This is a genomic window from Bradyrhizobium sp. URHD0069 (assembly GCF_000701345.1).
In the GTDB taxonomy this organism is placed as follows: Bacteria; Pseudomonadota; Alphaproteobacteria; order Rhizobiales; family Xanthobacteraceae; genus Bradyrhizobium.
Genome location: NZ_KL370777.1, coordinates 229,190 through 241,932 on the forward strand (window position 1 = coordinate 229,190; position 12,743 = coordinate 241,932).

Sequence of the window (12,743 nt, forward strand, 5' to 3'; positions counted from 1 at the left end):
TCAGGTCAGGCCCAGCCCCGGCGGCAGACCAAGTCCGCCGGTCAGGGATTGCATCTTCTCCTGCATCGCGGCTTCGGCCTTGCGCCGTGCGTCGTTATGCGCGGTAACCAGAAGGTCTTCGAGGATTTCCCGCTCGTCGGCCTTCATCAGCGAGGGGTCGATCTTCACGCCCTTCACTTCCATCTTGGCGGTCATGCGCACGGTGACGAGCCCGCCGCCCGAAATGCCCTCGACCTCGATATGGCCGAGCTCTTCCTGCATCGCCTGCATCTTCGATTGCAGCTCTGCCGCCTGTTTCATCATGCCGAGAAAGTCAGCCATGATTGCTTCCTTATCTATTGCTATTGATCATCGCCATCGGAGATCTCGGCAGGGTCTTCACCGCTAGCAACGGATTCCGGCAGCTCGGGGGCAAGCTTGCGCACCTCGACCACCTTGGCGCCGGGAAACCGCGCCAGCACCTCCTGCACCCGCGGATCGGATTCAGCGGCACGCTCGCGCTGGTTCTTTTGCACTTCGTTCTGCGAACGCAGCGTCGGCTGTCCCGCTTCGTTGGACACGATCACGGTCCAGCGCCGCCCGGTCCATTGCTCCAGTTTGCGGGAGAGATCGTTAATAAGCGTCCGCGCGGCGCTGCGCTCCAGCGCAACCTCGAGCCGGCCGTCTTCGATGCGGACCAGGCGCACATCGGCTTCCAGCGCGGCTTTTGTCTGCAGGTCACGTTTCTGGCCGGCAAGCGCTACCAGCTCCGGAAAGCCTGCAATCTTCAGCGCTGCCGGCGCGGGCTGCGCCTGTGATACCGGCGCGATCATCTGCGGCCGCACCGAAGCCTCGGCGCCGGCCCGCGCTGCGGAGGCCGCCCGCGCCGGTGATGATTGCATCGAAGAAACACTCGGCGCCGGTCCGCCGCGTGGGGAACCGTTTCCTGAAACCACCGGTGAGGCGCCGCCATTCGGCTCGAGCATCCGGACCGCCTCGTCGGGGGTCGGCATGTCCGCGACATAGGCGATGCGCACCAGCACCATTTCCGCCGCCGCCGCCGGCCGCGTCGCGGCTTGCGCCTCGGTGATGCCCTTGAGCAGCATCTGCCACATCCGCGACAGCACCCGCATCGACAGCTTTGCGGCGAACTCGCGGGCGCGCAGCCGTTCGGTTTCGCCAAAGGCAACATTGTCCGCCGTCGCCGGCACGATCTTCACGCGGGTAACGAAATTGACGAATTCGGCGAGATCAGACAGCACCACGATCGGATCGGCGCCGGTGTCGTACTGCTCGCGGAATTCCTTGAATGCCCCGGCGATGTCGCCGCGAACCAGCGAATCGAAGAGATCGATCACCCGCGTGCGGTCGGCAAGGCCGAGCATCTGCCGCACCGCGTCGGCGCGCACCACACCGGCGGCGTGCGCGATAGCCTGATCGAACAGCGACAGCGAATCGCGCACCGAGCCCTCTGCGGCGCGGGCAATGATGCCGAGCGCCTCCGGCTCCACTTCGACGTTTTCCTTGGCCGCGATGTTGGCGAGATGCGCCATCAGCACGTCGGCATCGACCCGTCGCATATCGAACCGCTGGCAGCGCGACAGCACCGTTACCGGCACTTTGCGGATTTCGGTGGTGGCGAACACGAATTTGACGTGCTCCGGCGGCTCTTCCAGCGTCTTCAGGAACGCGTTGAACGCCTGATTCGAGAGCATGTGGACTTCGTCGATGATGTAGACCTTGTAGCGCGCGTTGGCCGGGGCATAGCGTACGCTGTCGTTGATCTGGCGCACGTCATCGACGCCGGTATGGGAGGCGGCGTCCATTTCCAGGACGTCCATGTGCCGGCTTTCCATGATCGCCTGGCAATGCACACCCGGCACCGGCATGTGGATGGTCGGTCCTTTCACCGAGCCGTCCGACAGCTCGTAATTCAGCGCGCGGGCGAGAATCCGCGCGGTGGTGGTTTTTCCGACGCCGCGCACGCCGGTCAGAATCCAGGCTTGCGGAATCCGCCCGGTTTCGAACGCGTTCGAGACGGTACGGACCACGGCGTCCTGACCGATCAGGTCGTCAAAGCTGGAGGGGCGGTATTTCCGCGCCAGCACGCGATAGTGCTTGCCGGCCTCCGGCGGGCCGCCAAGGTCGAAACCGCTCTGATGGGCGCTGTCCGGATCGTTGGAGGGCATTAGGGGAGCGCCAGCGTCGGTCATTGATCGATCCGCACTTGATTGTCTCTCGAAGCCGGCTTGCGGAACTTAACTCACGCGTATTCTGATCGCAAAACCGGTATTCACTTTTGCGGAATACGCGCCGGAGCATCATCGAGCGCCGGATGAGATAGCCCATCTTGCGAGATTCGCTCGAAAAAACAGGTAGGAGACTGACGAGCGACCCGATCCGGACCTCGTTAGGGCTGCTTCCTTCCGGACCTGACCCGGTTGGCGAGTGGCTCGTCCACCGCCAATCTCCCGGTCGTTATTTGGGGCCAAAAGCGGCGAAAAGCAAGCGGGGCGGGGCGGGTTTGCGGGACTTGTGCAGAAACGCAGAAAGGCATTAGTTGCCGTCATGCCCGCTGACGCTCCCGCCTGGTCGCTGCATTCACAGCTCAAAAAGGACACGATCGATATCGGCGACCTGCCGCTGTGCCGCGTGCTGGTGATCAAGGACGCGCATTATCCATGGCTGCTGCTGGTCCCGCGCCGGCCCGAGGCCGTGGAGATCATCGATCTCGACGAGGTCGAACAGTCGCAGTTGATGACCGAGATCAGCCGCGTCGCGCGCGCCCTGAAAGAGGTCACCAAATGCGACAAGCTGAATATCGCGGCCCTCGGCAATCTGGTGCCGCAACTGCACGTGCACGTCATCGCCCGCCGCTCAAGCGATGCCGCATGGCCACGTCCGGTATGGGGGGTGGTGCCGCCGCTTCCGCATGACGCCGAAGAAGTCCAGAATTTCATCAGCGCGCTTCGCCGCAAGATTTGGCTCGGTTGAACTCATGAGCGCATTCGACTCGTTTCCACTGGGGCGGCCGGCCTTCATCAGCAATATTCTCGATCGCGCCGCACATCTGCGCAGCGACGATGCCAAACTGCTGGCGCTGGAAGGGCACCGCGATGCCCGCGCCTATGTGGTCTATCGCGACTCGCTCGTGGTCAAGCAGGAGGCAGAAGGCCCGCGGGCGCTGCTGAGCATCGACGAAGCGCTGAAATTCGGCGCCAATCCCGGCACGATCTTCCTAGGCCTGCGCGACGGCGCCGCGGTGTTCGGCATGGGCATCTCGGCTGCGGCGGCGGAGAAACTGCTGGCCCGCGGCGACGTCGCTGTCACCGAACTGCGGGGCATGGCAATGCAGGGCGTGGTGCCGCCCGACCAGCTGTCGGCGATCGCCATGGCGAAATCGATGGTGAACTGGCATCAGCGCCACGGTTACTGCGCCAATTGCGGAACCCGCAGCGCTATGAAGGAAGGCGGCTGGAAGCGCGAGTGCCCCAACTGCAAGGCCGAGCATTTTCCGCGCACCGACCCGGTGGTGATCATGCTGGTCACATCCGGCGACAAATGCCTGCTGGGCCGGCAGAAGCAATTTCCTCCGGGGATGTGGTCGTGTCTGGCGGGATTCGTCGAAGCCGCGGAAACCATCGAGGACGCGGTCCGGCGCGAGATCTTGGAAGAATCCGGGATTCGCTGCACCGATGTGAAGTATTACATGACGCAGCCTTGGCCTTATCCGTCGTCGCTGATGATCGGATGTACCGCGCGCGCTACCAACGAGGACATTGTTGTCGACCGCGCGGAACTGGAGGACGCACGCTGGTTCGATCGCGCGGAAGCGACCCTGATGCTGAAACGGGAACATCCCGGCGGCCTCGCTGGACCTCATCCGTTTGCCATAGCCCATCATTTAGTCGGCCGCTGGCTGCAGGCAGACCCCGCTACGCACGAATAGCTGGTACCCCGCCATGGTTCGTCCATTAACAGCGGGTATCTGGTCCCGTCAGAGGGCAGGACAGACGTGATGGACGAGCCGATGAACTTTCATGCCGCCGGGCCGAAAATCCCTCCGCGCATTCTCTGCATCGGCATGCCGGTGCGCGATCTTACGTTCCGCGTCCAGGAATTGCCCGAGCGCGGATTCAAGGAAAATGCCAGCCATTTCGACGAAATCTGCGGCGGCAACGCGCTCAATGCCGCGATCGGTATCGCCCGGCTCGGCGGCCGCGCCTCGATCTGCGGCCCGATGGGCGATGCCCGCGAGACATCAAGCCGGTATATTTTCGACAAGCTCGCGCATGAAGGCATCGACACCAGGCACATCGTTCACATGCCGAGCCTGGTGACGCCGATTTCGAACATCATGATCGACCCCAGCGGCGAACGCACCATCGTAACTTTTCGCGATCCCGACTTGTGGAAAGTGCACTTGCCCGATGCCGGCGAGCTGCTGGAGGACTGTCACGCCATCCTGACCGAGAACCGCTGCGCGGAGTTCTGCACCCATCTCTGCGTCGAAGCCCGGCGGCGCGGCATTCCCGTCATCGTCGATGTCGACCGCACCATGTCACTGCGGGAAGGACTGCTCACGGCGTCCTCGCATTTGGTTTTTTCCAGCGAGGCGCTGCAGGCCACCGCCGGGACCGCCGACGACGCCGAGGCGCTGCACAAGATTGCGAAACTGACGCCGTCGTTTCTGGCGGGAACGCGCGGCGCGCTGGGCACGCTTTGGCTCGACGAACAGCACAACCTGCAGCAGACCCCGGCCTTCCCGGTGCACACCGTCGATACGCTGGGCGCGGGCGACGTTTTCCATGGCGCCTTCGCCCTCGCCATCACCGAAAAACAGCCCATCCCAAACGCGCTGCGGTTCGCTTCCGCCGCGGCGGCGCTGAAATGCACCCGTTTCGGTGGCGCCTTTGCCGCCCCGCAACGTGCTGAAGTTGAAGAACTTTTGAGCCACAGCCAGGCTGGCAGCCCGGCTCACTCTCACCGCTAATGGGCTTGTCTTAGAAGATTTTTCTATATATGAGGGTAATGAGCCCCATGCATAGAAGAAAGTTCTTCTCATGACCGACCTTGCCATCCAAATTCACGAGCCCAACCGCCGGCTCGATGCCATTGACCGTAAAATTCTGACGGTGCTTCAGGAAGATGCCTCGCTGTCGGTCGCGGAGATCGGCGATCGCGTGGGGCTGTCCTCGACGCCGTGCTGGAAGCGAATCCAGCGGCTGGAGGCCGACGGGGTGATTCTGCGCCGGGTCGCGCTGGTCGATCAGAACAAGATCGGGCTCGGCATTACCGTCTTTGTCTCCGTCGAAAGCGCCGATCATTCCGAGGCCTGGCTGCGAAAATTCGCCGATGCCGTCAGCGCGATGCCCGAGGTGATGGAGTTCTACCGGATGGCGGGCGACGTCGATTACATGCTGCGCGTGGTGGTTGCCGACATGCAGAGCTACGACGTGTTTTACAAGAAGCTGATCGGCGCGGTGCCACTGAAGAACGTCACGTCGCGCTTTGCGATGGAGAAGATCAAGTCGGTGACCGCGCTGCCGGTGCCGGCGGCGTAGCTGGTCGATCTAGCAACAGCTGTCATCATCCGCGAAGGCGGATGATCCAGTATTCCAGAGACGCCAGTATTAGAATCGATAAGCCGCGGCGTACTGGATACCCCGCATTCGCGGGGTATGACGGCGGCTAGTATTAGTAGTGACCGCGCAGCTTGCACAACCACAGTCGTCATACGCGGGCTTGACCCGCATATCCATCAATCTTCGGCGAAATGTATTTTCGAAACGATGGATTGCCGGGTCAAGCCAGGCAATGACGAGTTGGAGCGCACCGCTCAAATCTTCTGATTATATTCGCCGACCTCGGGATGGGTGCGCAGCACTGAATCCATCGCCTCGAACATGTCGCGCATCCGCTGCTCGCTGGAGGGGCTCTCGACCACGACCACCAGTTCCGGCTTATTGGAGGACGCCCGCACCAGGCCCCAGCTGCCGTCCTCGACCGTGACCCGCACCCCGTTGACGGTGACGAGATCGCGGATCTTTTGCCCCGCTACCTTCGCGCCCTCCTTCTGCAACGCCTCGAAATGCTTCACCACGCTGTCGACGATGCCGTATTTGGTCTCGTCTGCACAATGCGGCGACATGGTTGGAGACGACCAGGTTTTCGGCAGCGCGTTCTTCAAGTCCGCCATCGACTTGCCGGGCGCACGATCAAGCATCTCGCACACCGCAATCGCCGAGATCAGGCCGTCGTCATAACCGCGGCCGAGCGGTTTATTGAAGAAGAAATGGCCGGACTTCTCGAAACCCGCCAGCGCGCCTAATTCGTTGGTGCGGCGCTTCATGTAAGAATGGCCGGTCTTCCAATAGGTGGTTCTTGCACCCTGCTTTTGCAGGACTGGATCGGTAGCGAACAGGCCGGTGGATTTCACGTCGACGACAAACTGCGCGTTCTTGTGAATGGCCGACATGTCGCGCGCCAGCATCACGCCGACCTTGTCGGCGAAAATCTCCTCGCCTGTGTTGTCGACCACGCCGCAACGGTCGCCATCGCCGTCGAAGCCGAGGCCAACATCCGCCTTGTGCGCCAGCACCGCGTCCCGGATCGCGTGCAGCATTTCCATGTCTTCGGGGTTGGGATTGTATTTCGGAAAGGTGTAATCGAGTTCGGTGTCGAGCGGCACCACCTCGCAGCCGATCGCTTCCATCACCTGCGGGGCGAAGGCGCCCGCGGTGCCGTTGCCGCAAGCGACCACGACCTTCAGCTTGCGCTTGAGTTTCGGGCGCTTGGTGAGGTCGGCAATGTAGCGCGCCGGAAAATTCTCGTGAAATTGGTAGGAGCCGCCGACCTTGTTCTGGAAATCGGCATTGAGCACGATCTCTTTCAGGCGGGTCATCTCGTCGGGGCCGAAGGTAAGAGGCCGGTTAGCGCCCATCTTGACGCCGGTCCAGCCATTGTCGTTATGCGACGCCGTCACCATCGCGACGCAGGGCACGTCGATATCGAATTGCGCGAAATACGCCATCGGCGTCATGCACAGGCCGATGTCGTGGACCTTGCAGCCCGCGGCCTGCAGCCCCGAAATCAGCGCGTATTTGATCGAGGCCGAATAGCCCCGGAAATCGTGCCCGGTGACGACTTCCTGCTTTACGCCGAGTTCTGCGATCAGCGCTCCCAGCCCCATGCCCAGCGCCTGAACGCCCATCAGGTTGATTTCCTTGCCGAACAGCCAACGGGCGTCGTATTCGCGAAAGCCGGTCGCCTTCACCATCGGCTCGGATTCAAAGGCATAGGTATTCGGGACCAACACGGGTTTCGGCTTGGGAAACATCAAATGGCCTCGTCGTGAAACGGATAGGAAAAGGTACCGCAGCCATAGCGAAAGCGCTGGCGCAGCGGAAGGCGGGACAGCCGTTCTGTGGCGACTAATTGCGGCAGATTGGCAGCGAACCACTGCCGTCATCGACCGCGAAAGCGGACGATACAGTATTTCAGTGACTATCGTTGTATTTCATGGAAGTCGCGGCGTACTGGGTGGCCCGCGGGAGCCTGTCATCGGGCTCGCCCAACGCGAGACCCGTTGGCGGGGCATGACTCCAAAACTACTGCTCCAATAACATCCTGCCGTTGGCATATTCGAAACGCCTGAGCTTCGACAGGAACGACAGGCCGAGCAGATTTTCCGACAACGCTTCGTCGGGCAGCACCATGGCATCGACGTCGCGCACCACGAGCCCGCCGAGTTCGACCATGGCAAGCCGCGTGCGCGCCGCCTTGATGGTGCCGTTGGCGGTCGTGACCGTCGCGTTGTAATCGCCGCGGGAAGGGCGCAGCCCGAACCGCGCGGCGGATTTTTCGTTCAATGCCACCACCGACGCCCCGGTATCGACCATAAAGCCGATGCGCTGACCCTCGATCCGGCCCTCCGTCTGGAAATGGCCGCGAGCGTCGCGCGGAATACTGAGGCTGCGGACGCCGCTCTCCGCTGGCGTCTCGACCGGCGTGGCTTTTCGGGTGGTGTCGGCGAGCGCGGGTGTCGGCGTCATTTTGTCCGCCATCTGCGCCATGATGGTGCCGAGGCCGACCATGAACGCGGCCAAAATCATTATGCTACGCATCACGCCACACTCGCTCGGAACACTCGCTCAGAGAACTCGGATATCACCACGTCAGCCGCGAGACCGCGACCAATGGCGGGAGCAGAAGCTGCTATTTTGGCGAAAAGGATGAGCGAAGTGTTAACAGGCGCTTCTTTACCTCTCCCCCCCAACAGCGGGGCGAGGGAGCGATTGGTGCCGGCGGCGTCGATTTACTCGTCGATTTACTCAATGTTGATGCGAAACGGACGATGCCACCGCCGCTTCTCGCTGAAAATATCTTGCGAAATCGGCAACCGAAGACACCACAACGGAACAGCCCGCATCGATCAGCGATGATCTTGGATGGCCCCCGCTGAGTGTTCCCCATGCGGTGGCCCCGGCGCTCCGCGCGGCCTGAGCATCAAATGGGGTGTCCCCAATCATGGTAGCGAACCCGGCCGATGTGGCGCCGAGATGACTTAGCGCCAATTCCACCAGGCCAGGATCGGGCTTGCCCTTCGAGACCTCGTCGCCACAAGCGATCGCGTCGAGCAGATCGTCGACATCGATCAGGCTGCGATAATGTTTCAATTCCGCGCTTTGGCAATCGGTCGCGAGCGCGATGCGCCCGCCATGCGCCTTGATCGCGCAGAAGACCTCGCGCACGCCCGGAAACGCCCGCGCCCGCGGCAGGTAGAGCATCCGATACCGCTCGCCTTCCGCGGTAACGATTTCCTTTCGTGCCTTCTTGTCGAGACTGGGCACAAGCGTCGCCAGCATGTCGTCGCCGTCCATCCCCGACAATCGCTGCAAGTGCGCCAGCGGCACCGGTACGCCAAAGGCAGCCAGCGTATCATGCCAGCATTGCAGGGTTTCCGGCGCGCAATCGATCAGGGTGCCTTCGACATCGAAAATATAGGCGGCGCTCATCTAAACTCCCCAACGATGTTCGGGAAAGGGAACGCACGGCACGCCAAAGAGTTCACCCGAGCGACACATTTTTGTCATCCCAAATTCGTCGAGGAGTTGGGGGCTGACGTTCGTCTTTGAATAAGGATGGACCATTTTGGAATCGGGCCGAAAAATAAAGATGGCGATGGACGAAACGCGCCTCTTGATCCTCGGATCGCAGGTGCTGTTCGGTTTCCTGTTCGACAGCGTCTTCCAGACCGGCTTCAAAACGCTTTCCTCAGCCTCGCAATATCTGATCTGCGCCGCACTGGCGTTGATGGTGCTGGCGATCGGATGCCTGATCGCGCCCTCGATGCAGCATCGCATCGTCGAGGCCGGTCATTCCACCCCGCGTCTCGAGCGCGCGACCTCCCTCCTTGCGGCATGGAGCCTGCTGCCGTTCATGGCGAGCTTGGGGCTTGGGCTCTATGTCGTGTTCGAGCGCATCTTCGGTAGCGTGACGGCAATAACGGTGGGAGTGGCCAGCGCCGCATTTGCAGGGTTTTCCTGGTTCGGCCTCGCATGGCTGATCAAAGATAAGAGGATAAAAAACATGACTGCAGAATCCGGCCCGACGCCGCTTTCGACAAAGATCGAGCAAATGCTGACCGAGGCCCGGGTCATCATTCCCGGCTGTCAGGCCCTGCTGGGATTTCAGCTTGTCGCCATGCTGACCTATGCCTTCGATGAATTGCCCTCGGATGCCAAAATCATGCACGCCGCCGGATTGTGTTGCGTCACGATCGCGACGATCCTTTTGATGACGCCCGCGGCGCTGCATCGGCAATCGTTCGGCGGCAACGATTCAGAACTGTTTCTGCGTCTCGGCTCGGCCTTCGTGATCGCGGGACCGCTGCCGCTGGCGCTGGGCATCGCCGCCGACGTCTATGTGGTGTTTCTCAAAATCACCCACTCCACCGCGATCACCGTCACGGCAGGCCTGGCGATGCTGCTGGCGATGCTGGGGCTATGGTATTTATATCCGATCTGGCTGCGCGCGTTGGGCGTGAAGGGGTGACTGCTCAGGAGTCACGTTCCCCGCGGCTTGACGCGCCGGGTCGGCATTGCGTTGGCCGGATCCTCCGGCCACGGATGCCTTGGGTAACGCCCGCGCAGATCGGAGCGTACTGCCGCATAGCTGCCCCGCCAGAAGCCCGGCAGATCGCGCGTCACCTGGACCGGCCGGTGCGCCGGCGACAGCAACTCCAGCACCAGCGGCACCGCGCCTTTGGCAATCGAGGGATGGGTATTTAGCCCGAACAATTCCTGTAAGCGGACCGCGATCGTCGGCCCCTGCTCGGCCTCGTAGTCGATCGCAAGCATGGTGCCGGTCGGCGCCTCGAAATGCGTCGGCGCTTCGCGCTCCAGCCGCGCGCGCAATTCCCAGGGTAACAGCGTCATCAGCGCGTCCGCCAGATCCTGGGGCGAAAACTCCTTCAGCGAGGTCTTGTCGTAGAGCGCCGGCATCAGCCATGTCTCGCGCTGCGTCGCGAGCGCTTCATCGGACAAATCGGGCCAAGAATGCTGTAAAGTTTCATCTTCCGCTGCGCGCAAAAACATCACGCGGTCGCGCCATTGTTTTGATGATTTCGACCACGGCAACTTGTCCAGGCCGACGGCGATCAGCCCGTCTGCCAGCACCCGCGCGGTCTCCGCGGAGGGCTGCAGCGCCAACGGCGCTTCCGACAGCGTGATCGCATGCAGGGTTTTCTTGCGCCGCGCGCGCAACGCAAGCGCGTTGCGATCGAACGAAATCTCGTCCGTGGTCTCGATCTGATCGGCGAAGTGCAGCTCGATTTCGGGTTGTGTGATCGGCGCTGCCAGCAGAATCCGCCCATTGGCGGCGGTGCCGGTGAGTTCGGCGACCGCGATATAGGGCGCGCGGGCCAAGGCCGAAGTCTGGTCGACCGCGGCGCCGCGCCCGTTGGCCAGCACAAAGCTGCCATTGCCGCGGTTGCGCGCGACGCGGTCGGGAAATGCGAAGGCGAGCATGACGCCGGTGGAGGGAGGCTCTTCGCGCTCTTGCGCCGGCTGCGCCCTTTTGCCTTGCGGGAGCTCTCTTCGCTCCCCTGGAAGGATGGAGTGAGAAGAGGTGCCGGTCGCGTGGGAGCGGCGATCGGCATCGGTATCACTCGCCGCCTTTTCACTCGCCGCCACCTGCGAGGCCCAGCGCTGCGCGAGCGAGCGCGCGCTGCTGGCGCGTGGCGAGCGGTCGCGGCGAAATTGATCAAGCCTGCTATCCAGATCGACGCTGTCGCCGCCGAGCCCGCGCTCGGTGAGCACGGCGGCAATTTCCGCGGCCTCCTCGCCTGCGCCTAAGCGATGCGAATCCACGATCATGCGTGCGAGCCGCGGCGGCAGTGCCAGGGCACGCAGGCTCTTGCCTTCCGCCGTGATCCGGCCATCGGCATCGAGCGCGCCGAGTTCGCGCAGCAGACTTCGCGCCTCCTTCAGCGCGGGCGCTGGCGGCGAATCGAGAAACGCCAGCGTCGTGGGATCGCTCACCCCCCATTGCGCGAGATCGAGCACCAGCGACGACAGATCGGCGCTGAGAATTTCGGGCTGGGTATAGGCTGCAAGCGACGCAGTCTGGGGCTCGTCCCACAGCCGGTAGCACACGCCGGGCTCGGTGCGGCCGGCGCGGCCGCGGCGCTGATCGACCGCGGCGCGCGAGGCCCGCACCGTTTCCAGCCGGGTCAGGCCGATGTCCGGCTCATAGCGCGGCACCCGCGCCATGCCGGAGTCGACGACAATGCGAACGCCTTCGATGGTCAGTGACGTCTCCGCAATCGAGGTCGCCAGCACGACCTTGCGCTGGCCCCTCGGCGGCGGCGAAATGGCGCGATCCTGCACGCTGGCATCGAGTGCCCCGAACAGCGGCACGATTTCAATAGAGGCGTCGTGGATGCGCTCGCCGAGAAAATTTTGCGTGCGGCGAATTTCCGCGGCACCCGGCAGAAACGCCAGCACCGAGCCGGGATCGGCGCGCAGCGCCGTTGCGATGGCGTCCGCCATCTGCCGCTCCAGCGGCGCATCCGCTTTTCGGCCGAGATAGCGCGTCTCGACCGGAAAGGCGCGGCCCTCGCTGGCGATCACGGGGGCCTCGCCAAGCAGCTTGGCAACCCGCGCGCCGTCGAGCGTCGCCGACATCACAAGGATACGCAAATCCTCGCGCAAGCCGGTTTGTGCGTCGCGCCCCAGCGCTAGGCCGAGATCGGCATCGAGCGAGCGTTCGTGGAATTCGTCGAACAGCACCGCGCCGATGCCTGACAATTCCGGATCGTCGAGAATCTGCCGCGAGAAAATGCCTTCGGTAACGACTTCGATTCGCGTCGCGCGCGATACTTTTGAGCCGAAGCGGACGCGGTAACCGACGGTCTCGCCGACCCGCTCGCCCAACGTCTGCGCCATGCGCTCGGCACTGGCGCGCGCCGCAATCCGCCGCGGCTCCAGCACGATGATTTTCTTGCTCTTCGACCAGGGCTGATCGAGCAGCGCCAGCGGCACCCGCGTGGTCTTGCCGGCCCCCGGCGGCGCCACCAGCACCGCGGCATTGTGGCCGGCGAGCGTGCTCGCCAACTCGTCCAGCACTGCATCGATGGGGAGAGGTGTGTCGAAGCTGCGGAGCAATGTCCCTAATCCGTCATCACCCGCCAACGGGTCGGCGCACAGCGCCGCCCGATGACAGGCTCCAGCGGGTGATCCAGTAAACGCTGGGATTACTAA

At 62.9% G+C, this 12,743-nt stretch carries 11 protein-coding genes and 1 other RNA gene; 5 read left to right on the forward strand and 7 right to left on the reverse strand.

What is annotated here, in order from left to right:
* The 3 genes from N554_RS0134970 to ffs form a co-directional block, all read right to left on the reverse strand.
* On the reverse strand, positions 1–321 hold the full coding sequence (locus N554_RS0134970) for a YbaB/EbfC family nucleoid-associated protein (protein ID WP_029587695.1): 321 nt from the start codon (positions 319–321) through the stop codon (positions 1–3).
* 20 nt (positions 322–341) lie between these two features.
* Positions 342–2,192: a DNA polymerase III subunit gamma/tau gene (locus N554_RS0134975; protein ID WP_029587696.1), complete on the reverse strand. Its 1,851-nt coding sequence runs from the start codon at positions 2,190–2,192 to the stop codon at positions 342–344.
* A 162-nt stretch (positions 2,193–2,354) separates the two neighbouring features.
* An RNA gene (gene ffs / locus N554_RS39425) (signal recognition particle sRNA small type) lies at positions 2,355–2,451 on the reverse strand.
* A gap of 96 nt (positions 2,452–2,547) precedes the next feature.
* On the opposite strand from ffs, the gene N554_RS0134980 reads away from it, so the two are divergent.
* From N554_RS0134980 to N554_RS0134995, 4 genes are all read left to right on the forward strand, one after another.
* A complete protein-coding gene (locus N554_RS0134980; protein WP_029587697.1) occupies positions 2,548–2,973 on the forward strand; it encodes an HIT domain-containing protein in 426 nt (141 codons plus the stop codon).
* 4 nt (positions 2,974–2,977) lie between these two features.
* Positions 2,978–3,928, forward strand: coding sequence for an NAD(+) diphosphatase (gene nudC / locus N554_RS0134985; protein ID WP_029587698.1), 951 nt, complete (start codon positions 2,978–2,980; stop codon positions 3,926–3,928).
* Positions 3,929–3,997: 69 nt separating this feature from the next.
* Positions 3,998–4,972 (forward strand): sugar kinase, encoded by a 975-nt coding sequence (locus tag N554_RS0134990; protein WP_245283817.1) that lies wholly within the window; start codon positions 3,998–4,000, stop codon positions 4,970–4,972.
* A gap of 70 nt (positions 4,973–5,042) precedes the next feature.
* Positions 5,043–5,543 (forward strand): Lrp/AsnC family transcriptional regulator, encoded by a 501-nt coding sequence (locus N554_RS0134995; RefSeq protein WP_029587700.1) that lies wholly within the window; start codon positions 5,043–5,045, stop codon positions 5,541–5,543.
* A gap of 275 nt (positions 5,544–5,818) precedes the next feature.
* On the opposite strand, the gene N554_RS0135000 is transcribed toward N554_RS0134995, so the two are convergent.
* The 3 genes from N554_RS0135000 to N554_RS0135010 form a co-directional block, all read right to left on the reverse strand.
* Positions 5,819–7,318: a phosphomannomutase/phosphoglucomutase gene (locus N554_RS0135000; RefSeq protein WP_029587701.1), complete on the reverse strand. Its 1,500-nt coding sequence runs from the start codon at positions 7,316–7,318 to the stop codon at positions 5,819–5,821.
* Between the two features lie 271 nt (positions 7,319–7,589).
* Entirely contained in the window at positions 7,590–8,105 is a 516-nt protein-coding gene (locus tag N554_RS0135005) for a TIGR02281 family clan AA aspartic protease (RefSeq protein WP_029587702.1), read from the reverse strand.
* 207 nt (positions 8,106–8,312) lie between these two features.
* Positions 8,313–8,996, reverse strand: coding sequence for an HAD family hydrolase (locus tag N554_RS0135010; RefSeq protein WP_029587703.1), 684 nt, complete (start codon positions 8,994–8,996; stop codon positions 8,313–8,315).
* Between the two features lie 160 nt (positions 8,997–9,156).
* Between N554_RS0135010 and N554_RS0135015 the strand changes: the two genes are divergently transcribed.
* A complete protein-coding gene (locus N554_RS0135015) occupies positions 9,157–10,035 on the forward strand; it encodes a DUF6328 family protein (protein WP_036055107.1) in 879 nt (292 codons plus the stop codon).
* 11 nt (positions 10,036–10,046) lie between these two features.
* Here N554_RS0135015 and hrpB read toward each other — a convergent pair whose 3' ends face one another.
* Positions 10,047–12,647: an ATP-dependent helicase HrpB gene (hrpB, locus tag N554_RS0135020; RefSeq protein WP_029587705.1), complete on the reverse strand. Its 2,601-nt coding sequence runs from the start codon at positions 12,645–12,647 to the stop codon at positions 10,047–10,049.
* Positions 12,648–12,743 lie beyond the last annotated feature (96 nt).